The organism is Streptococcus sp. AS14 (genome assembly GCF_000286495.1).
Lineage (GTDB): Bacteria > Bacillota > Bacilli > Lactobacillales > Streptococcaceae > Streptococcus > Streptococcus sanguinis_P.
The window spans coordinates 226,667-246,338 of the sequence record NZ_ALKI01000018.1 but is presented as its reverse complement, the minus strand read 5'-3'; the positions used below and the strand labels follow the sequence as shown (position 1 = coordinate 246,338).

Genomic DNA, 19,672 nt, shown 5'->3' with positions numbered 1-19,672 from the left:
AAGCGGAAACTGTCAGCTGAGACAAGAGGGAAGAAATTGTTATGTCGGAAAAGAAAATATCGGAAAAATCACTCGCGAATTTAAAGAAATACAATCAGGAATCCAATCAAATCACGAGAGAGTCTCTGGAAATCTCTCTCATGCAGCTGTTGGAGAAGAAAGAACTCAAAAAAATTACGATTTCAGAGCTGGTTGAGCGAGCAGGGGTTTCCCGCGCTGCATTTTACCGCAATTATAGCTCTAAAGAGCAGATTCTGGAAGAGATTTTTAAAAATACTGTTCAAGGTATTACGGATAAATTAGAAGAGTTTAACTTTAAAACTGAGATGTACCAAATTTGGCTTTTTCTTTTTAAGGAAGCTAAGAAAGAAGCTCGGGTTATCAGCCTAGCCATCGACTATAATTTTGAAAAGCTACTGACTCAGGCTGTATTTGACTTTTTGGAAAAGCGCAATCGCAATGCTAAGAAAACGACTAACTCTTACATGAATTCCTTCTGGAGTTCGGCAGTTGTTTCCGTTCTTTCCAAGTGGATTAAGGACGGCATGAAGGTTCCAGCTGAAAAAATAGCTTCTTTAGGTCTGCCCCTCTTTCCCCAGAAAAAGAAAATCAAATAAAAACAAGTGAGTCATTAGGGCTCGCTTGTTTTAAGGTTCTGTAAGAAGTTGGTCAGTTCTTTTTGATTTCTTAATTCGTAGAATTTCTGAGGAAAAGTTTGTCGGATTTTCTTATATCTTGCCAGTGCAGTCTGACGTCGTCCTTTCCAAAGAACCCAGCAGATAAACTCCCAGTCAAACTTTTCGGGGCAGCCTGGAGCCATGCTTTCTCTGGTCCGATTGCGGTATTTTAGATAGCGTTTGAAAGCTCGATAAAGGCAGTTCCAGCGAGAGAAGTTCAGAAAGATGATTTGGTCTGCTTCTGCCATCCGACGTTCATAAAAACACCAGGAGTAGTTGCCGTCAATGATCCAGTCGGTATTTTTTGACAAAAAATTATCCATCTGTTCACTCATCCAATCACGGTCGCTATCCTTCCAGCCAGGTTGGAACTGCAATCTATCCATGTGAAGTTTGGGAATGGAATAGTGGTTGGACAGTTGTGCTGCTAGAGTGGATTTGCCAGAGCCGGAATAACCAATAATTGCTATTTTCATCCCTACCTCCTTTATGTGAGAAACAAAAAAAGCTCCTGAGAGCTCCCTTTGTATGCATTATTTAGCAAGTTTAGCTGAAAGGCGTGCTTTATCGCGGCTTGCTTTGTTTTTGTGGATCAAACCTTTTGTTTCTGCTTTATCGATAGCTGAGCTAGCAGCACGGAAAAGTTCTTCAGATGGGTTTGCTTCAAATGCTTTGATTGCAGTACGCATAGCTGATTTTTGAGCTGAGTTTTTTTCGTTATGTTTCACGTTCAATTCAGCGCGTTTGATAGCTGATTTAATGTTTGCCAAGTTGTTTCACCTCCATTGAAAATACTAACTATCTAATTATATATGAAAAGTTAGGATTTGACAAGCTTTTTTATTTTTTTAAGTAAATTTCATCAATTTCATGATTTCCGGCTTTATGCAGGATAATTTCTGCCCGATTGCGGGTTGGCTCAATGTAGTCTAGCAGGTTGACAAGGTTAATGCTTTTCCAGACATTATGGGCGAAGGTTACTACTTCCTCTTCTGATTGCATGGTGAAGCGGTGGTAGTAGTTTTTGGGGTCGTTTTCAGCCAGAGTCAGCATTTTTTTAAAGCGATCCAGATACCAATTTTCGATATTATCGACTTCTGCATCGACATAGATAGAAAAGTCAAAAAAGTCTGTCATATAGAGGCGCTCGTTCTGAGGATTTTGGAAAACATTGATCCCTTCAACAATAACAAAGTCTGCAGCCTTTACCTCCTGCATTTCCTGAGGGACGATATCATAAGTCTCATGCGAGTATACGGGGATTTGGAAATCCTGACCGTTTTTTATGCTATCCAGAAAGGAAAGAAGTAACTCCATATTATAGCTTTCAGGAAATCCCTTGCGGTTTAAAATGCCATTAGCTTCTAAAATTTGATTGGGAAATAAAAAACCGTCTGTGGTAACCAGCTCGACTGTCGCATTTGAAAAAGTCCGAGAAAGCAGAATCTGCAGCAAACGGCTGGTGGTAGATTTCCCAACGGCCACACTGCCAGAAACTCCAATGATAAAGGGCTGTTTCCGGCTTTCCTTTTGTAGAAAAATCCCCTTGGAAAAAGCCAAGTCTTCCTTAGAACGTTTGTAAATCTGAATGAGATTGGTCAAGGGGAGGTAAATGTCCGTCACGTCTTGCAGGCTGATCTTGTCATTGAAACTCTTGATAGAGTTAAGCTCGGCCTGGGTCAGAGGCGGAGTTGTTTTACGATGCAGGTTTTGCCATGTATGGCGGCTGATTTTTTCAAAATGAAGAAATTCGTTAGTCATAAGTTACTCCTGTATGATGGACTTTAGTATAACATACTTTTAGGAGAAATGAAAACGATTTACAAATCTAGGAAAATTATGATAAAATGGTTGTATGACTAAAATGTATTTTGCAGAAAATCCTGATGCCAAACATGATATTCATGAATTAAATGTAGAACTGTTAGGACAGCAGCTGACTTTTTTGACAGATGCTGGTGTCTTCAGTAAAAAGATGATTGATTATGGCAGTCGGGTTCTTTTGTCTGTCTTGGACTTTGAAGCTGGAGAACGGGTGCTGGATGTTGGCTGCGGCTATGGGCCTCTAGGTTTGACCTTAGCCAAAGCGTACGGAGTGGCTGCGACCATGGTAGATATCAACCAGCGGGCCTTGGACTTGGCTCAGAAGAATGCTGAGAGGAATCAGGTATCTGCTCATATCTTCCAGTCGAATGTTTATGAAAAGGTCAGTGGCTTTTTCGACCATATTATCAGTAATCCGCCTATCCGTGCTGGTAAGCAAGTTGTACATGAGGTTATCAGCGGAAGCTATGAGCATTTGACAGAAGGCGGAGATTTGACCCTTGTGATTCAGAAAAAGCAGGGAGCACCCAGTGCCAAGTCGAAGATGGAAGCTATCTTCGGTAATTGTGAGATTGTTAAGAAGGACAAAGGCTACTATATACTAAGGAGTGAAAAATAGGATGCGTGCTGTAGATATTATCCAAAAGAAGAGAGACGGTCTGGAACTGACCAGTCAGGAAATCCAGTGGCTGATTGAGGGTTATGTGGACGGGACGGTGCCTGATTATCAAATGGCAGCCTTTGCGATGGCTGTCTATTTTAAGGGCATGACGACTCGGGAAATTTCGGATTTAACCATGACCATGGTTGGAACTGGAGAGCAGTTTGACTTGTCAGAAATCGCGGGAATAAAAGTAGATAAACATTCTACTGGCGGTGTTGGTGATAAAGTAACTCTGGTCTTGGTACCATTGGTAGCTAGTTTCGGTGTGCCTGTTGCTAAAATGAGCGGCCGCGGGTTGGGCCATACTGGAGGAACCATTGATAAATTGGAATCCATTAAAGGATTTCAGGTAGAGCGCAATCAGCAAGACTTTATCAAGCAGGTGCAGGAAATCGGTTTGTCCGTTATTGGTCAGTCTGATCAGTTGGTGCTAGCGGATAAATTACTCTATGCCTTGCGAGATGTAACCGCAACTGTTGATACGATTCCGCTGATAGCGAGCTCTGTCATGAGTAAAAAGATTGCTGCTGGTGCAGACAGTATCCTTCTGGATGTGACGGTCGGTGAAGGCGCCTTTATGAAAAATATTGATGACGCTCGTGTACTAGCACGTACTATGGTAGATTTGGGCAAGGCTGTCGGCAGAAAAACAGTAGCTGTTCTCACAGATATGAGTCAGCCTTTGGGAACCAGCATTGGCAATCGTTTGGAAATCTTAGAAGCCTTGGATATCTTGCAGGGCAAGGGCCGTGAGGATATCACAACTTTCATTTGTGAGTTGGCTCAGATTATGCTCGGACTGGCAGATGTTGAGAAAACTGTGGAAGAAGTGAGAGAACAGTTGACTACTGGCGCTGCTTTGAAGAAATTTGAAGCTATGATTGCTGCTCAAGGCGGTGACTTGGAAGACCTCTATCGTCCATCAAGTGCAGCTCATATTATAGAAGTGAAAGCAGAACAGGCAGGTTATATCACTGAACTGCCTGCTATGGAATTCGGACTCTTTGCTATGAGACTTGGAGCAGGACGGGCAGTTAAATCTGACGACTTGGATTATGAAACAGGAATTGTTTTCGAAAAGAAAGTCGGAGACAAGGTTGAAATTGGAGAAGTTTTCGCAAAAATTTATTCAAATGAAAAAATTTCTCAAGAACTAGTTACAGAATTTCAAAAAAATGTTAAAATAGGTGATGAAAGCGTTGCAGTAAACGAGATTATCGAGGTTATTGCTTAATTCTAGGAGAAGCAAACATGAAATTAAACAAATACATAGACCATACGCTTTTAAAACCTGAAGCGTCAGAAGAGCAGATTCTGAAGTTAATTGAAGAAGCAAAAGTTTATGATTTTGCCAGTATCTGTGTCAATCCAACCTGGATAGAGTTTGCTGCGGAGCAGCTGAAAGGCTCAGATGTCAAGGTTTGTGTGCCAATTGGTTTTCCTTTAGGAGCCAACGCTTCCGATGTAAAGGCTTTTGAAACGAAGGACGCAATCCAAAAGGGTGCGGGCGAAGTGGATATGGTCATCAATGTCGGCGCTCTGAAGTCTAAAAATTATGATTTGGTAGAGCGAGACATCCGTGCGGTTGTAGAAGCTGCAAACGGTACCTTGGTCAAGGTGATTCTGGAAACTTGCCTGCTGACAGATGAGGAGAAGGTTAAGGCCTGCCAATTAGCTCAGAAAGCTGGAGCTGATTTTGTTAAGACTTCTACGGGATTTTCAACTGGCGGTGCGACAGTTGAAGATGTTGCCCTTATGAGAAAAACAGTTGGTCCTGACATGGGAGTCAAGGCTTCTGGCGGTGCTCGTTCTTATGAAGATGCGCTGGCCTTTATTGAAGCAGGTGCGACTCGTATCGGAACTTCAGCTGGTGTGGCGATTATGAAGGGAGAAGAAGCTAGTGGCGACTACTGAGTTGATTGACTTGGCTGTCCAAGCAAGCAAAAATGCTTATGTTCCCTATTCTCATTTCCCTATCGGAGCGGTTTTAGTCGCTAAAGACGGACGGGTATTTACCGGCGTTAATGTTGAAAATGCCAGTTTTGGTCTGACCAACTGCGGAGAACGGACAGCTATATTTAAGGCGGTTTCAGAAGGAGCTTTAGACTTCGAGGAGCTGATTGTCTATGGTGAGACGGAAAAACCCATATCGCCCTGTGGTGCCTGCCGCCAAGTAATGGCAGAATTTTTTGCTGAGGATCTAAAAGTGACCTTGGTCGCTAAAGATAAATCGACGGTCGTGATGACGGTCAAGGAATTACTTCCATATTCTTTTACAGATTTAACATAAGTCTGTTATCGGTCATCTGACCAAACTCAAACTTGCAACTGTGTTGCACATCTTATTTAGGAGGTTCAGAAATGAACAAAAAACAATGGCTAGGTCTTGGTCTAGTAACTGTCGCAGCATTCGGACTTGCTGCATGTGGAAACCGTGCTTCTCGCTCAGATTCTTCAAACGCGAAAACTGATTTGAAGGCTGCTATCGTAACTGATACTGGCGGTGTTGATGATAAGTCATTTAACCAGTCTGCATGGGAAGGTCTGCAAGCTTGGGGTAAAGAAAACGGTCTTTCTAAAGATAACGGCTTTACTTACTACCAGTCTACAAGTGAAGCGGATTTTGCAAATAACTTCAGTCAAGCAGCTACAAATGGCTATAAATTAGTTTATGGCGTTGGTTATAAATTAGCACCTGCTGTTACAGCTGCTGCTGATGAAAATGCTGATATTAATTATGTTATTATTGATTCTGTTATCAAAGACAAGAAGAATGTAGCATCTGCTGTTTTTGCTGATAATGAAGCTGCTTATCTTGCAGGTGTTGCTGCTGCAAAAACTACGAAGACTAACAAAGTTGGTTTTATTGGAGGGGCACGTGGCGAAGTTATAACTCGTTTTGAAAAAGGCTTTGAAGCAGGAGTGAAGTCTGTTAACAAAGATATTTCAGTTGATATTCAATATGCTGAAGACTTTAATAATCCTGAAAAAGGAAGAACTATTGCTGCAACCCAATATGCCGCAGGAGCTGATGTAGTTTATCAAGCTGCTGGTGGTACTGGAGCAGGTGTCTTTAAAGAAGCAAAAGACTTGAATGAGAAGAAAAATGAAGACGAAAAAGTTTGGGTAATCGGTGTCGATCGTGATCAAGCTGAAGAAGGCAAATACAAGTCTAAAGATGGCAAGGAATCTAACTTTGTACTTGCTTCCAGCTTAAAACAAGTTGGCAAAACTGTTCAAGATATTGCTACTCAAACTGCTGATGGTAAATTCCCGGGTGGAAAAGTAATTACATTTGGTTTGAAAGATGGTGGAGTTGAATTGACAACTTCTAACCTATCTGAAGATGCTAAAAAAGCTGTAGAAGATGCTAAGAAACAGATTATTGATGGTAGTGTAAAAGCACCTGAAAAATAATAAAGATCCAGAAGCGACCCAACCTTCTTGGGTTGCTTTTTTAGGGTATTGAGACATTTTGTCTCAATAGAACCTACTAACTTGATTAGTAGGCTCTACTGAAATAAAATATAATTTTCTAGAAAGGAATACTCTAATGGCACATAAAAATGTCATTGAGATGCGTGAGATAACCAAAGTTTTTGGTGAATTTGTCGCAAATGACAAAATCAACCTACAACTGCGTAAAGGTGAGATTCATGCACTTCTTGGTGAAAATGGAGCTGGGAAATCTACCTTGATGAATATGTTGGCTGGTCTTTTAGAGCCAACTAGTGGAGAAATTTTTGTCAACGGAAAATCGGAAAAATTGGATTCTCCTTCTAGGGCTGCAGCTCTCGGAATAGGAATGGTTCATCAGCACTTTATGTTGGTTGAAGCATTTACTGTTGCTGAAAACATTATTCTTGGTAGCGAAATAACGAATAAAGGTGTATTAGATTTGAAAAAAGCTAATGCAGATATCCTTGAATTATCAGAACGCTATGGCTTAGCTGTTGACCCAACAGCTAAGGTTGAAGATATTTCTGTGGGTGCCCAACAACGTGTAGAAATCCTGAAGACCCTCTATCGTGGTGCCGAGATTTTGATCTTTGATGAGCCAACGGCAGTATTGACTCCTGCTGAAATTTTGGAATTAATGGATATTATGAAAACTCTTGTTAAAGAAGGGAAATCTATTATCCTGATTACTCATAAACTAGATGAAATTCGAGCAGTAGCGGATCGTGTCACAGTTATTCGCCGTGGAAAATCAATTGAAACTGTTAGCATTGAGGGCGTTTCAAATAAAGATTTGGCTGAAATGATGGTTGGACGTTCGGTTTCTTTTGTTACTGAAAAGGAAGAAGCTAAACCGAAAGACGTTGTACTTCAAATTTCTGATTTGATAGTGAATGAGAATCGTGGTGTACCAGCTGTTAAAGAGCTTTCGCTTGATGTTCATGCAGGTGAAATCGTAGGAGTTGCTGGGATTGACGGTAACGGTCAGAGTGAGTTGATTCAGGCTATTACAGGACTTCGAAAAGTAAAATCAGGAAGTATTAAAATCAAAGGAAGGGAAGTTGTAGGACTTTCTCCACGAAAGATTACAGAAATGCAAGTAAGCCATGTACCTGAGGATCGTCATCGTGATGGTTTGGTACTTGAAATGATGCTTTCTGAAAATATTGCCCTCCAGACTTACTATAAAGAACCGCTCAGTAACAAAGGTGTTTTGAATTATAATCAAATTAATTCATATGCCCGTAAATTAATGGAAGAATTTGACGTTAGAGCAGCTAGTGAACTTGTTCCAGCAGGTGCTTTGTCGGGGGGAAATCAACAAAAAGCTATTATTGCTCGAGAAGTTGATCGTAATCCAGATCTATTAATTGTCAGTCAACCTACTCGCGGATTGGATGTTGGTGCGATTGAGTATATTCATAAGCGCTTAATTTCTGAACGTGATAAAGGGAAAGCCGTTCTTGTTGTCAGCTTTGAATTAGATGAAATTCTTAATTTATCAGACCGTATTGCTGTTATTCACGATGGAAAGATTCAAGGAATTGTAAAACCATCTGAAACTAATAAGCAAGAGCTTGGTATTCTCATGGCTGGTGGAAAAATCAAGGAGGGTTCTAATGGATAAAAAAACACAGCAAATTGCTATTCCTTTTATTTCAGTTCTTTTAGGAATCTTACTTGGCGCCATCATCATGTGGATTTTTGGTTATGATGCCTTGTGGGGTTATGAAGAGTTGTTCAAAACAGCTTTTGGTTCCATTAAAAATATTGGAGAAATTTTCCGAACCATGGGGCCTCTAATTTTGATTGCTCTTGGGTTTGCAGTGGCTAGCCGTGCTGGTTTTTTCAATGTAGGTTTACCTGGTCAAGCTTTGGCAGGATGGATTGCAGCTGTTTGGTTTGCCCTATCTTTTCCAACCATTCCTCGTTTTGCAATGTTACCGCTGACTGTCCTTGTAGCAGCAGTTGCTGGTGGTTTAATCGGTTTAATTCCGGGTTTGTTAAGAGCATTTTTAGGTACAAGCGAAGTTATTGTTACCATTATGATGAACTATATTGTTCTTTTTGCTGGAAATGAAATTATTCGGAATTTTCCTAAAAAACTAATGGTTGATTCCGAATCAAGTATTCCTGTTTCGGCAAACGCTAGCTATCGTCTAGACTTTCTTACAGAGCTTACTAAGTCACGCATGAATATTGGAATTTTCATTGCTTTGATTGCTGTCGCTGTAATTTGGTTTATCATAAAGAAAACCACACTTGGATTCGAAATTCGCTCAGTAGGTCTCAATCCAAATGCTTCAGATTATGCAGGGATGTCGGCGAAACGTACTATTATTCTTTCAATGGTGATTTCTGGAGCTCTTTGTGGTATTGGAGGAGCAGTTGAGGGTATAGGTACTTTCCAGAATGTTTATGTTCAAGCAGGATCTCTGGCTGTTGGATTTAATGGTATGGCAGTTGCTCTTCTTGCTAGCAACTCTCCTATCGGAATCATTTTTGCTGCGTTTCTACTTGGAACATTACAAACTGGTGCGCCTGGTATGACAACGGCTACTATTCCTCCAGAACTTGTCAATATTGTAACAGCTTCTATTATCTTCTTTGTAAGTGCTCACTACATTATTGAAAAATATATCAAACCGAAAAAACGAATGAAAGGAGTAGAGTAAAGATGAATATTGTTGCTATTCTAACAATACTTGTATCAAATATGCTGGTCTATGCAGCTCCTCTCATTTTCACCAGTATTGGAGGTGCTTACTCTGAGCATGCTGGTGTTGTTAACGTTGGCTTGGAAGGCATCATGGTCATGGGAGCTTTTACAGGAGTTGTTTTTAACCTGACTTTCGCTGGAAGCTTAGGAGGAATGACTATTTGGCTTTCTCTTCTCGCAGGTGGTTTAGTTGGTCTCATTTTTTCTGCGATTCATGCAGTAGCAACCATTAATTTTCGTGCTGATCATGTTGTTAGTGGTACTGTACTGAACTTGCTGGCGCCAGCTTTAGCCGTCTTTCTTGTGAAGGCTATTTATGGAAAAGGACAAACTAATAATATTGATTTATCTTTTGGTAAATTTGATTTTCCGATTTTGTCTAATATTCCTGTTATTGGAGATATTTTCTTTAAAAATACTAGCTTGATGGGTTACATAGCTGTTGGATTCTCATTTTTAGCTTGGTTCATCATGTTTAAGACGAAATTTGGGCTTCGCTTACGCTCAGTAGGTGAACATCCTCAAGCTGCTGATACATTAGGGATTAACGTTTATCTTATGCGTTACTATGGAGTGTTGATTTCAGGGTTTTTGGGAGGAATAGGTGGAGCTTTGTATGCTCAATCTGCTTCGGTTAATTTCTCTGCTACGACGATTGTTGGCCCTGGATTTATCGCTTTAGCTGCTATGATTTTTGGTAAATGGAATCCAATAGGTGCTATGCTTTCAAGTCTTTTCTTTGGACTTTCCCAAGCCCTAGCTGTTGTTTCTACTCAGATTCCTTTCCTTGCTCATATACCTGCGGTTTATCTTCGTATTGCGCCTTATGCATTGACAATCATTGTTTTAGCCGCTTTCTTTGGTAAATCAGTTGCTCCGAAAGCGGATGGTATCAACTACATCAAGTCTAAATAAACCTTTACACCAGTTCTTTGCAACTGGTGTTTTTTGATATTTGAAAGTAGCTATAATCATAGGAATAAAAAAAGCCTGCTTCAGGTGAAGCAAGCTTTTAAGATTAGTTTGTTGCGATTTCATTTAGCAGGTCTTCTGCAGTAGTGGTTGGGTTAACGCGAACGCGATTGAGTGTGAGCAAGCCATTGGATAGAGAAGCTAGACCGTTATTGGTTGTCAGTCCCATTTTATAGCCAAGGCTTTCAGCAATCTGCAAGGTTGCATCACTGTATCGTCCAGATGGATAGGCAACGGTTGTTGTTGTTTGAGACAGTTCTTTGTCTAAGTAAGACTTGGAGTCTTTTAACTCAATTTTTTGTTGGTCTTCTGCAGTCGCTGAGAGGTCGGGATGGTTGACGGTATGGTCTTCAAAAGACATGCCTTTGTCCTTCATTTCCTTTATCTCATCTAGCGTCAGCATATCTTCACGACCCGCTTGAACAAATCCAGTAATGACATTATTGGTTGCTTTCATGTCATATTTCTGGAGAAGCGGAAAGGCATTAGTATAGAAATCCTTTAAACTGTCATCAAAGGTCAGCCAGACGACTTTTTTATTTTCTGGCAGGACGTTTTCCGTCAGTACTTTGTATGCTTCTGCTGGTGTTAGTGGATAGTAGCCTGCGTCTTTCAAGGCTTTCAGATGGCTTTCAAATGTTGCTGGGTCCACAATCAAACCGGCGTTAGCTGCTTCTGATGGGTCCATGATGTGAATGGCATGATACATCAAGATAGGAACTTGAACTGGCTGGTCTTGCTTGACCCATTTGACTTTGTCTTTACTGTTGTCATCCGAAGTTGTCTTTTTTTCCCGAGTCGGTGCTGACGAAGTTTTAGATGAAGTATTAACCTGGTTCGTTGACACGTTATTAGCTTCTTTTTGGTTGTGCGAGTTTTGCAGCTTGGCTAGTAAAGAAAAGCCACCTACAATCAGGACGAGAAAAAGTAATAAACTTGTCAGAGAAAGTAAAATAGCTCGTTTCCTAGCTTTGCGTTGCTGCATGCGATTTCCTCTGTGTTTTCCTGTCATAATATCTCCTTTTTTAAAAAAAAATTACAATTCCTTGCGGAAATTTACATCTATTATAACAAATAAAGAAGTAGTTTTGTAGGCATTTTTATATAATTTTGTTATAATATTTTTTATACAAGAAATTTTCAAGGAGTGCTTCATGTCTATTAAAATAGCTTTACTTGGTTTTGGAACAGTGGCCAGCGGTGTGCCTTTTTTGCTGAAAGAAAACGGAGAAAAAATCGTTCAAGCAGCTCATTCAGAGATTGAGGTTGCTAAAGTATTGGTCAAAGATGATGCTGAAAAAGAGCGTCTTTTAGTAGCTGGAAATAACTTTAACTTTGTCACAAATGTTGAAGAAATTCTGAAGGATGCTGAGATTACTATCGTTGTAGAATTGATGGGACGAATCGAGCCAGCGAAAACTTTCATCACTCGTGCTCTTGAAGCTGGCAAACATGTGGTCACAGCTAATAAGGACTTACTGGCTGTTCACGGAGCGGAGTTGCTGGAAATTGCTCAAAAGCAAAATGTGGCTCTCTACTATGAAGCAGCTGTTGCCGGCGGAATTCCAATCCTCCGTACCTTGGTTAATTCATTGGCTTCTGACAAAATCACTCGTATCTTGGGTGTGGTCAATGGAACCTCTAACTTTATGATGACCAAGATGGTAGAAGAGGGTTGGTCTTATGAAGATGCTCTTGCTGAAGCGCAACGCCTTGGCTTTGCTGAAAGCGACCCAACCAATGACGTAGATGGTATTGATGCGGCATACAAGATGGTCATTCTTAGCCAGTTCGCTTTTGGTATGAATGTTAAGTTTGAAGATGTGGGTCATCAGGGAATTCGTCATATCACACCAGAAGACGTGGCTGTTGCTCAAGACCTGGGCTATGTAGTCAAGCTGGTAGGTTCTATCGAAGAAACAGCATCTGGTATTGCAGCAGAAGTAGCTCCAACTTTTCTGCCAAAAGCGCATCCGCTTGCTAGTGTCAATGGGGTGATGAACGCTGTCTTTGTTGAGTCCATCGGTATCGGAGAATCCATGTATTATGGACCGGGAGCTGGTCAAAAACCGACTGCAACTAGTGTCGTGGCGGATATTGTCCGTATCAGCCGCCGTTTGAATGAAGGAACAGTTGGCAAGTCCTTTAATGAATTTAGTCGTGAGTTAGTACTGGCTCAGCCTGAAGATGTGAAGAGCAGCTATTACTTCTCTATCTTGGCTCCTGACTCGAAAGGTCAAGTTCTGCATTTGGCTGAGATTTTCAATGCTGAGGATGTTTCCTTTAAGCAGATTCTACAGGAAGGTACGGACGGTGAGAAAGCGCGCGTGGTGATTATTACCCATGCTGTCAGCAAGACACAGCTGGAAAATGTCACTGCTAAGCTCAAAGAAGTTGCTGAGTTTGACTTGCTCAATACCTTCAAAGTATTAGGAGATTAAGATGAAAATTATTGTACCAGCGACCAGTGCCAATATCGGTCCTGGCTTTGACTCCGTTGGGGTAGCTCTGTCAAAATATCTGGAAATTGAAGTCTTGGAAGAAAGTAAGGAGTGGGTGATTGAACATGACCTCAATCCGAGAATTCCTAAGGACCGGCGCAATTTACTGGTTAAGATTGCCCTGCAGTTGGCTCCAGATATTCAGCCACGCCGTTTGAAAATGTCTAGTGATATTCCATTGGCTCGTGGACTTGGGTCTTCTAGCTCGGTCATTGTGGCTGGGATTGAATTGGCCAACCAGCTGGCTCACCTTAATTTGTCGGATTATCAGAAGCTAAAAATCGCTACAAAGATTGAAGGTCATCCTGACAATGTTGCGCCAGCGATTTATGGTAATTTGGTCGTATCTAGCTCGTCTAGGAATCAGGTATCGGCTGTGGTAGCGGACTTTCCGGACGCAGACTTCATCGCCTATATCCCAGACTATGAGCTTCGGACGGTTGAGAGCCGCCAAGTCTTACCAAATCGGCTTTCTTACAAGGAAGCTGTTGCGGCTAGCTCTATTGCCAATGTTGCGATTGCAGCCCTTTTAAAAGGTGATATGAAAATCGCTGGTCGGGCTATCGAGTCTGATTTGTTCCACGAAAAATACCGTCAACCTTTGATCAAGGAATTTTCAGATATTAAGTTCTTAGCCAGAAAAAAAGGCTCTTATGCAACCTATATCTCAGGAGCGGGACCAACTGTTATGGTCTTATCGCCTAAGCACAAGACGGAGATGATTTATCAGCTTCTGCAAAAACAGAATTTCAAGGGACAAATCTTCCGGCTTCAGGTGGATACTGAGGGTGTGCGAGTAGAAAAATAAATCATCAAGAGGTTCACCATGAGCCTCTTTTTTCATTTCTAAGCTATGGAGTTGATATCCCTATCTTTTTATACCTAACTGTGCTATAATGGGGCTAGCTTAAAGGAGGATAATTCACTTTATGGATCATTTAGAATTACAGGCTCTAGCGACTGAGCTAGGCCTACAGTTTGATGAATTTTCGTCTCTTGTCTTCGGACAGATAGAAGGTTACACGCTCTATATTGAGCCCACAGAGAAAAGAAAGCAATATAGGATTTGTTTTTCTGTTAAGGCTGGCGATGCTTTTACTGCGCCAAATGCCTTTGATGATTTGATTAAAAACTCAGAGGTTCTAACCAGTAGCCAACTGAATCACTACAAGCTCGTACTTTATGCTAAGGCCAAGACTAATCAAGCTCTTGCACAAGCTGTTCAAGAAGCACTTGTCTTTTTCAAGGAAAGAGGATTTGTAAATGTTTGTGAGCAGAGTGGTGAGCCTGGGCAGATTGATGTCTATCAATTGGGAGGAAATATCCTGATTTTGTCACGGCAAAGCTTTGAGACTCTGAGTTCAGGTCTTTCGCTGGAAAATCAGAACTATGACAATCAAAAAGAAAGTATCGTTGGTGGTATTGTTGGTGCTTTTGTTGGCAGTCTCATCGGAGGAGCGGTGATCTTGTTGATTGCGCAGATGAACTATGTGGCTGTTGCTGGAGGGTTGGCCATGGGTTACTGTACTATCAAAGGGTATGAGTTGCTAGGTAAAAAGCTATCTAAAGCAGGTATTGCTATTAGTATCGTGTTTATGGTCTTGGTGACTTTCTTAGTCAATCAGTTTGACTATGCTTTGTTACTTGTTCGAGAATATCCAGATGCGAATGTATTTGATGCATTTTCAGCTGTCAACGAATCAATTTTTAATGGAATCATCCCAGATAACTATTGGTTCAACTTGATCTTGCTCTATGTTTTCACTGGAGCGGGAGCTTTCGGTGCCATCAGGAATGCTCTTTCTACTCAAACACAACGTTTTGCTACTAGGCAATTATAATCATTAAAAAGCTGACCTTTCTCAGCTTTTTCTTTGTAATCTATCGTAAATGCCATAGATTTTTGATATAATAGAGTGTATTTTGTTTACATAAAAGAGAGAAAATCATGCAAAAACTAGAGAAATTAAAAACCGAATTAGAAGGAATCGACATTCGCTTCAATGAGCCTTTGAGTCAATACACCTACACAAAGGTCGGAGGCGGAGCTGATTTCTTAGTTTTCCCCCGCAATCGTTTTGAGCTGGCTCGCATTGTCAATTTTGCCAATCATGAAGACATTCCTTGGATGGTGCTGGGAAATGCCAGTAATATCATTGTGCGAGACGGCGGTATCCGAGGTTTCGTTATTATGTTTGACAAGCTCAACAATGTAGCGGTAGATGGCTATATGATTGAGGCAGAGGCTGGAGCTAATCTAATTCAGACAACCCATATCGCCCTGCAGAATAGTCTGACTGGCTTTGAGTTTGCCTGTGGAATTCCTGGTAGCGTCGGCGGAGCTGTCTTTATGAACGCTGGGGCATATGGCGGCGAGATTGCTCATGTTTTGGTATCTTGTAAGGTACTGACTCCTCAGGGTCAAGTCAAAACGCTGGACGTTCGACATATGAAGTTTGGTTATCGTCACTCACTAGTTCAGGAAACAGGCGACATTATTATTTCTGCTAAGTTTGCTCTTTCGCCTGGTGTTCACAGAACGATTCGTCAGGAAATGGAGCGCTTAACCCATCTGCGGGAGCTCAAGCAGCCTTTGGAATATCCATCCTGTGGCTCTGTTTTCAAGCGTCCTTTGGGTCACTTTGCTGGTCAACTCATTAGTGAGGCAGGTCTCAAGGGGCATCGTATCGGCGGTGTAGAAGTATCCGAGAAGCATGCTGGCTTTATGATTAACGTCGATAAAGGAACGGCTCAAGATTATGAAAATCTTATTGCCCATGTGATTGAAAGGGTACGGGAAAATTCAGGTATTACTCTGGAGCGCGAAGTCCGCATCATTGGTGAATCTCTGTAAGACAGATTGATTTCCAGTAGAAGTATGCTGGATCAGGTACTGCAGCTGGCTGCAACTTAGTAAGGGGGTGAAAGCCTATCGACACGGAATTTATAAAGGGCCTTTACAGCCCTCACGAGGTAGCAGCGGTCTGACAGAACCCTTAATCTGTTAATACGAGAAAGAAGGAATTTATGACAATTGAAAAAACCAATCATCGAGTTTAAAAACGTTTCAAAAGTTTTTGAAGATAATAATACTGTCGTTCTGAAAGATATTAATTTCGAGCTGGAAGAAGGAAAGTTCTATACTTTGCTGGGCTCTTCTGGCTCTGGAAAATCAACGATTCTGAACATTATTGCTGGTCTTTTGGACGCGACAGACGGCGATATTTTTCTTGATGGTGTTCGCATCAATGATATTCCCACTAATAAACGAGACGTCCACACGGTTTTTCAGTCCTATGCACTGTTTCCGCATATGAATGTTTTTGAAAATGTTGCCTTTCCACTGCGTCTGCGCAATGTTGATAAAAAAGAAATTCAAGAGCGGGTTGCTGAAGTACTGAAAATGGTTCAGCTGGAAGGCTTTGAGCGCCGTTCTATTCGCAAACTGTCGGGTGGTCAGCGTCAGCGTGTAGCCATCGCGCGGGCGATCATTAATCAGCCGCGGGTTGTCTTGCTGGATGAGCCGCTCTCTGCTCTGGATTTGAAGCTGCGCACGGACATGCAGTATGAGCTGCGGGAATTGCAGCAGCGTCTGGGTATTACCTTTGTCTTTGTCACGCATGACCAAGAGGAAGCCCTAGCTATGAGCGACTGGATTTTCGTTATGAATGACGGTGAAATTGTTCAGTCGGGGACGCCTGTTGATATTTATGACGAGCCTATTAATCACTTTGTTGCAACCTTCATTGGCGAGTCCAATATTCTGCCAGGTAAGATGATTGAGGACTATCTGGTTGAGTTTAATGGCAAGCGCTTTGAAGCAGTGGATGGCGGGATGCGTCCAAATGAATCTGTTGAAGTGGTGATTCGGCCGGAGGACTTGCGGATTACTCTGCCAGAAGAAGGCAAGCTACAGGTTAAAGTTGATACCCAGCTTTTCCGTGGCGTTCACTATGAGATTATTGCTTATGATGAACTGGGCAATGAATGGATGATTCACTCGACTCGCAAGGCCATTGTTGGTGAAGAAATTGGTCTGCATTTCGAGCCTGAGGATATTCACATCATGCGTCTCAATGAAACTGAAGAAGAATTCGATGCCCGTATCGAAGAATATGTAGAAGTAGAAGAGCAAGAAGCGGGTCTGATCAATGCCATTGAGGAGGAACGAGATGAAGAAAACAACCTCTAATCTTTTTCTCTTGCCATACCTGCTCTGGATTTTCCTTTTTGTACTGGCACCTGTTGTCATGATTATCTGGAAATCCTTCTTTAACATTGAAGGGCAGTTTACGCTGGAAAATTACCAGACCTACTTTACGTCGCAGAACTGGACCTATCTCAAGATGAGTCTGAACTCGGTCCTTTATGCGGGGATTATTACTGTTGTAACCCTGCTGATTTCTTATCCGACCGCATTCTTTTTGACTCAGCTCAAGCACAAGCAGCTCTGGCTGATGCTGATTGTCCTTCCGACCTGGGTCAATCTCCTGCTTAAAGCTTATGCTTTTATCGGAATTTTTGGTCAGAATGGCTCAATTAATCAATTTCTGACTTTTATCGGAGTAGGACCGCAGCAGATTCTCTTTACGGACTTTTCATTTATCTTTGTAGCCAGCTACATCGAGCTGCCCTTTATGATTCTGCCCATTTTCAACGTTCTAGATGATTTGGATCCTAATCTTATCAATGCCAGCTACGACTTGGGAGCCAATCGCTGGGAGACTTTCCGCCGGGTTGTTTTCCCTTTGTCCTTGAATGGTGTCAGAAGCGGAGTGCAGTCAGTCTTTATCCCTAGTCTCAGTCTCTTCATGCTAACTCGCTTAATCGGTGGTAATCGAGTGATTACTCTGGGAACTGCCATTGAGCAGCACTTCCTGACTACTCAAAACTGGGGCATGGGCTCTACTATCGGTGTGGTACTGATTGTTGCTATGCTCTTTACCATGTGGGCAACCAAGGAAAGGAGAGGGCGATGAAAAAAATTGCAAATCTCTATCTGGCTTTTGTCTTTTTGGTGCTTTATATCCCCATCTTTTACCTGATTGCTTATGCTTTTAATGCTGGGGAAGACATGAATCGTTTTACAGGATTCAGTCTCAGCCATTTCCAGAATCTCTTTGAGGATTCACGGCTGATTCTGATTTTGGTTCAGACTTTTTTTCTGGCTTTCCTGTCTTCATTAATTGCGACTCTGATTGGGACTTTTGGAGCCATCTATATCTATCAAGCCCGCAAGAAATATCAGGATGCCTTTCTGTCTATCAACAATATCCTCATGGTGGCACCGGATGTCATGATTGGGGCTAGTTTCCTGATTCTCTTTACCACGGCTAAATTCCAGCTGGGATTTCTTTCTGTGCTGGCTAGCCATGTGGCCTTTTCTATTCCGATTGTGGTGTTGATGATTCTTCCGCGTCTGAAGGAAATGAATGATGATATGATTAAGGCAGCCTATGACCTAGGCGCCAGTCAATTGCAAATGCTGAAAGAAATCATGCTGCCTTATCTGACTCCAGCCATCATCGCAGGCTACTTCATGGCTTTTACCTATTCGCTAGATGACTTTGCTGTGACCTTCTTCGTTACTGGCAATGGCTTCTCGACTCTGTCTGTTGAGATATACTCCCGCGCTCGTCAGGGAATTTCTCTGGAAATCAATGCCCTGTCAGCCTTGGTCTTTCTCTTCAGCATTGCTTTGGTAATTGGGTATTACTTTATCACCCGTGAGAAGGAGGAGGCCGTATGAGAAAGCTCTATTCATTTTTAGCGGGGATTCTGCTGATTATCTTAGTCTTGTGGGGTGTTAGTTACCAGATCGAAAGTCGGACGCAGAGTAAGGAAAGCGATAAGTTAGTTATTTACAACTGGGGTGACTATATTGATCCTGAGCTGCTGACTGAGTTTACTAAGGAAACTGGTGTCCAAATCCAGTACGATACATTTGACTCCAATGAAGCCATGTATACGAAAGTAAAGCAGGGCGGCACAACCTACGACATTGCTATTCCCAGTGAATATATGATTGCCAAGATGATGAAGGAAGGCTTGGTGGAAAAGCTAGATCATAGCCAGATTAAAGGTTTGGAAAATATCGGATCTGACTTTTTAGACCAGCCTTTCGATCCTGGAAATCAGTATTCGATTCCTTATTTTTGGGGAACGCTGGGCATTGTCTACAATGAAAAAATGGTTGATAAAGCTCCGGAGCATTGGAACGATCTCTGGCGTCCTGAATACAAAAACTCCATCATGATGATTGACGGAGCCCGTGAAGTCATGGGACTTGGTCTGAACTCGGATGGCCATAGTCTAAACTCCAAAGATGCAAATCAGTTGCAGGAGGCTGTCGACAAGCTCTACACTCTGACGCCAAACATCAAGGCCATTGTGGCTGATGAGATGAAGGGATACATGATTCAGAACAATGCAGCTATCGGTGTGACCTTTTCTGGTGAGGCTCGTCAGATGCTAGAGGCCAATGAAGACCTGCGCTATGTCGTGCCTACAGAAGCCAGCAATCTTTGGTTTGATAATATTGTCATTCCCAAAACAGTCAAAAATAAAAAAGCAGCCTATCAGTTTATTAACTTTATGCTGAGACCGGAAAATGCTTATAAGAACGCCCTTTATGTTGGTTATTCGACACCAAATCTTCCTGCCAAGGCCATGTTGCCTAAGGAGATTCAGGAAGATGAGGCCTTTTATCCGACTGAGGAAACGATGAAACATCTGGAAGTTTATGAGCAGTTGGGCCCTAAATGGTTGGGAACCTACAATGACCTCTATCTTCAAGTCAAGATGTATCGTAAGTGATAGTCAAATAAGGTTACTTGATGAATACAAGAAAAACGCC

21 protein-coding genes are annotated in these 19,672 nt (G+C 41.9%); 17 read left to right on the top strand and 4 right to left on the bottom strand.

Going from position 1 to position 19,672, the window contains the following annotated elements; all coding sequences use genetic code 11:
• The first annotated feature begins 41 nt into the window (after positions 1-41).
• Entirely contained in the window at positions 42-617 is a 576-nt protein-coding gene (locus HMPREF1150_RS00845; protein WP_002895666.1) for a TetR/AcrR family transcriptional regulator, read from the top strand.
• A gap of 14 nt (positions 618-631) precedes the next feature.
• Here the strand turns inward: HMPREF1150_RS00845 and HMPREF1150_RS00850 are convergent, their stop codons facing one another.
• The 3 genes from HMPREF1150_RS00850 to coaA all read right to left on the bottom strand — a co-directional run bounded on the left by HMPREF1150_RS00850 (position 632) and on the right by coaA (position 2,438).
• Positions 632-1,153, bottom strand: a complete 522-nt coding sequence (locus HMPREF1150_RS00850) for a DNA topology modulation protein (RefSeq protein ID WP_009660499.1) — start codon at positions 1,151-1,153, stop codon at positions 632-634.
• A gap of 57 nt (positions 1,154-1,210) precedes the next feature.
• Positions 1,211-1,447 (bottom strand): 30S ribosomal protein S20, encoded by a 237-nt coding sequence (gene rpsT / locus HMPREF1150_RS00855; RefSeq protein ID WP_002895661.1) that lies wholly within the window; start codon positions 1,445-1,447, stop codon positions 1,211-1,213.
• A 70-nt stretch (positions 1,448-1,517) separates the two neighbouring features.
• Entirely contained in the window at positions 1,518-2,438 is a 921-nt protein-coding gene (gene coaA, locus HMPREF1150_RS00860; RefSeq protein WP_009660476.1) for a type I pantothenate kinase, read from the bottom strand.
• A gap of 94 nt (positions 2,439-2,532) precedes the next feature.
• Between coaA and HMPREF1150_RS00865 the strand changes: the two genes are divergently transcribed.
• The 8 genes from HMPREF1150_RS00865 (at position 2,533) to HMPREF1150_RS00900 (ending at position 10,258) form a co-directional block, all read left to right on the top strand.
• Positions 2,533-3,120 carry a class I SAM-dependent methyltransferase gene (locus HMPREF1150_RS00865; RefSeq protein WP_032905767.1) on the top strand — a complete coding sequence of 196 codons (588 nt, stop codon included), beginning with the start codon at positions 2,533-2,535 and terminating at the stop codon, positions 3,118-3,120.
• A 1-nt stretch (position 3,121) separates the two neighbouring features.
• The gene (locus HMPREF1150_RS00870) at positions 3,122-4,399 is read left to right on the top strand and encodes a pyrimidine-nucleoside phosphorylase (protein WP_009660385.1); all 1,278 of its coding nucleotides are present in this window, start codon (positions 3,122-3,124) and stop codon (positions 4,397-4,399) included.
• Between the two features lie 17 nt (positions 4,400-4,416).
• Positions 4,417-5,079, top strand: a complete 663-nt coding sequence (deoC, locus tag HMPREF1150_RS00875) for a deoxyribose-phosphate aldolase (protein ID WP_009660297.1) — start codon at positions 4,417-4,419, stop codon at positions 5,077-5,079.
• A complete protein-coding gene (locus HMPREF1150_RS00880; protein ID WP_002906685.1) occupies positions 5,066-5,455 on the top strand; it encodes a cytidine deaminase in 390 nt (129 codons plus the stop codon). Before deoC ends, HMPREF1150_RS00880 begins: the two co-directional genes overlap by 14 nt.
• A 71-nt stretch (positions 5,456-5,526) precedes the next feature.
• A complete protein-coding gene (locus HMPREF1150_RS00885; RefSeq protein ID WP_009660277.1) occupies positions 5,527-6,582 on the top strand; it encodes a BMP family protein in 1,056 nt (351 codons plus the stop codon).
• 136 nt (positions 6,583-6,718) lie between these two features.
• Entirely contained in the window at positions 6,719-8,251 is a 1,533-nt protein-coding gene (locus tag HMPREF1150_RS00890) for an ABC transporter ATP-binding protein (protein ID WP_009660337.1), read from the top strand.
• The gene (locus HMPREF1150_RS00895) at positions 8,244-9,299 is read left to right on the top strand and encodes an ABC transporter permease (RefSeq protein ID WP_002906683.1); all 1,056 of its coding nucleotides are present in this window, start codon (positions 8,244-8,246) and stop codon (positions 9,297-9,299) included. Before HMPREF1150_RS00890 ends, HMPREF1150_RS00895 begins: the two co-directional genes overlap by 8 nt.
• Positions 9,300-9,301: 2 nt before the next feature.
• The gene (locus HMPREF1150_RS00900) at positions 9,302-10,258 is read left to right on the top strand and encodes an ABC transporter permease (RefSeq protein WP_009660512.1); all 957 of its coding nucleotides are present in this window, start codon (positions 9,302-9,304) and stop codon (positions 10,256-10,258) included.
• A gap of 103 nt (positions 10,259-10,361) precedes the next feature.
• On the opposite strand, the gene HMPREF1150_RS00905 is transcribed toward HMPREF1150_RS00900, so the two are convergent.
• Positions 10,362-11,327 (bottom strand): polysaccharide deacetylase family protein, encoded by a 966-nt coding sequence (locus HMPREF1150_RS00905; RefSeq protein WP_009660361.1) that lies wholly within the window; start codon positions 11,325-11,327, stop codon positions 10,362-10,364.
• A 142-nt stretch (positions 11,328-11,469) separates the two neighbouring features.
• On the opposite strand from HMPREF1150_RS00905, the gene HMPREF1150_RS00910 reads away from it, so the two are divergent.
• The 8 genes from HMPREF1150_RS00910 to HMPREF1150_RS00945 all read left to right on the top strand — a co-directional run bounded on the left by HMPREF1150_RS00910 (position 11,470) and on the right by HMPREF1150_RS00945 (position 19,632).
• Positions 11,470-12,756 (top strand): homoserine dehydrogenase, encoded by a 1,287-nt coding sequence (locus tag HMPREF1150_RS00910; protein WP_009660498.1) that lies wholly within the window; start codon positions 11,470-11,472, stop codon positions 12,754-12,756.
• A gap of 1 nt (position 12,757) precedes the next feature.
• On the top strand, positions 12,758-13,624 hold the full coding sequence (gene thrB / locus HMPREF1150_RS00915) for a homoserine kinase (RefSeq protein ID WP_009660269.1): 867 nt from the start codon (positions 12,758-12,760) through the stop codon (positions 13,622-13,624).
• 121 nt (positions 13,625-13,745) lie between these two features.
• On the top strand, positions 13,746-14,657 hold the full coding sequence (locus HMPREF1150_RS00920; protein WP_009660329.1) for a hypothetical protein: 912 nt from the start codon (positions 13,746-13,748) through the stop codon (positions 14,655-14,657).
• Between the two features lie 107 nt (positions 14,658-14,764).
• On the top strand, positions 14,765-15,670 hold the full coding sequence (gene murB, locus HMPREF1150_RS00925; RefSeq protein WP_009660283.1) for a UDP-N-acetylmuramate dehydrogenase: 906 nt from the start codon (positions 14,765-14,767) through the stop codon (positions 15,668-15,670).
• A 180-nt stretch (positions 15,671-15,850) separates the two neighbouring features.
• Positions 15,851-17,008, top strand: coding sequence for an ABC transporter ATP-binding protein (locus HMPREF1150_RS00930; RefSeq protein ID WP_009660477.1), 1,158 nt, complete (start codon positions 15,851-15,853; stop codon positions 17,006-17,008).
• Positions 16,989-17,795, top strand: a complete 807-nt coding sequence (locus HMPREF1150_RS00935; RefSeq protein ID WP_002909869.1) for an ABC transporter permease — start codon at positions 16,989-16,991, stop codon at positions 17,793-17,795. The genes HMPREF1150_RS00930 and HMPREF1150_RS00935 overlap by 20 nt, the downstream gene beginning before the upstream one ends.
• A complete protein-coding gene (locus tag HMPREF1150_RS00940) occupies positions 17,792-18,565 on the top strand; it encodes an ABC transporter permease (protein WP_002924949.1) in 774 nt (257 codons plus the stop codon). The genes HMPREF1150_RS00935 and HMPREF1150_RS00940 overlap by 4 nt, the downstream gene beginning before the upstream one ends.
• Positions 18,562-19,632 carry an ABC transporter substrate-binding protein gene (locus HMPREF1150_RS00945; protein ID WP_009660359.1) on the top strand — a complete coding sequence of 357 codons (1,071 nt, stop codon included), beginning with the start codon at positions 18,562-18,564 and terminating at the stop codon, positions 19,630-19,632. The genes HMPREF1150_RS00940 and HMPREF1150_RS00945 overlap by 4 nt, the downstream gene beginning before the upstream one ends.
• Positions 19,633-19,672: the final 40 nt, after the last annotated feature.